Source organism: Streptomyces sp. NPDC126497 (genome assembly GCF_040302425.1).
Classification (GTDB): domain Bacteria; phylum Actinomycetota; class Actinomycetes; order Streptomycetales; family Streptomycetaceae; genus Streptomyces.
In genome coordinates this window covers 1-1,404 of the sequence record NZ_JBEORT010000227.1, presented here as the reverse complement: position 1 = coordinate 1,404, position 1,404 = coordinate 1, and the positions used below count along the sequence as shown (strand labels likewise).

The window sequence follows — 1,404 nt, the reverse complement described above, 5'->3', positions numbered from 1 at the left end:
CCTTCTTGTGGTGTAGGCGATCAGTCGTCTGATGCGGTCGGCAGGACGATCGCGTCGTCGGGGTAGAGGGCGTCCATGCTCTCGTTGGAGAGGTAGCGGCGGGGGAAGGCGATCCATTCGTCGTGGAGTTCGGCGAGGACCGCGGTGGCCAGTCGGAGGACGGCGGTCGGGTTCGGGAAGACCTGGACGACGTCGGTGCGGCGTTTGATCTCCCGGTTCAGCCGCTCGAGCGGGTTCGTGGACTGGATCTTCTTCCAGTGCTGGTGGGGGAAGTCCGCGAACGCGGTCAGATCCTCCCTGGCCTCCAGCAGCATCTCTCTGACCTTGGGGAACTGTCGGCCGAGCATGTCCGCGACGGTGTCGAGCTGGGTGCGGACCGCGTCCGCGGTGGGCTGGGCGAAGATGGTGCGGATCGTCGCGGCGACCATCTCCGCCGAGCCTTTCGGGATGGCGGCGAAGACATTGCGCACGAAGTGAACACGACACCTTTGCCAGGCGGCGCCGAGCATGTGACCTTGCGGATCGCTTTGACCAGGCCGCTGTGGCTGTCGGAGATGACCAGACGGACGCCACTCAGTCCGCGTTCGCGCAGATGACGCAGGAACTGGGTCCAGAAGGCTTCGGTCTCGCTGTCGCCGACCATGACGCCGACGACCTCGCGGCCGCCGTCCTGGGTGACGCCGGTGGCGATGACGATCGCCTGGGAGACGATGCGGTGGTCGACACGGGCTTTGACGTAGGTGGCGTCGAGGAACAGGTAGGGGAAGCGGATGTGGTCCAGCGGCCGGGTGCGGAAGGCGTCCAGCTGTTCGTCCAGGTCCGCGCAGATCCGGGAGACCTCGCTCTTGGATATCCCGGTGTCCGAACCGAGCGCCTTCACCAGGTCGTCGACCGACCGGGTGGAGACGCCGTGGACGTATGCCTCCATGATGACCGCGTAGAGGGCCTGGTCGATGCGGCGCCGGCGCTCCAGCAGGCTGGGGAAGAAGCTCCCGGCTCGCAGTTTCGGGATGGCGAGCTCAAGGTCGCCGGCCTGCGTGGTCACCGTCTTTTCCCGGTGCCCGTTGCGCCAGGTGGTGCGGGTGCCGGTGTGTTCGCCCCACTCGGCGCCGATCTTTGTGGTGGCCTCGGCCTCGATCAGTTCCTGCAGTAGTCGCTCGGCGACCTCGCGGACGAGTTCAAGACCATCTGCCGAACGTAGTGACTCAAGCAGGCGAAGTAGGTCATGCTGGGACAAGGCCACCGTGCACCCCCTGGGGTCGAACTGCCTGTTCACTCCGGACAGTTGCACGGTGGCCTGCCAGTTGAGCAGGGAGCAGTCACCGGCAGGCGGTGCACCCGGGGGAGCAGAACCCGCGCACTCAACTGCGGAGATCCCCTACACCACACAGCGGGACGCCATCG

1 pseudogene is annotated in these 1,404 nt (G+C 66.3%); it reads right to left on the bottom strand.

Annotation, left to right across the window (positions count from 1 at the left end):
- Nucleotides 1-20 precede the first annotated feature (20 nt).
- A pseudogene (locus ABTY20_RS35255) lies at nt 21-1,243 on the bottom strand (IS256 family transposase).
- Nucleotides 1,244-1,404: the final 161 nt, after the last annotated feature.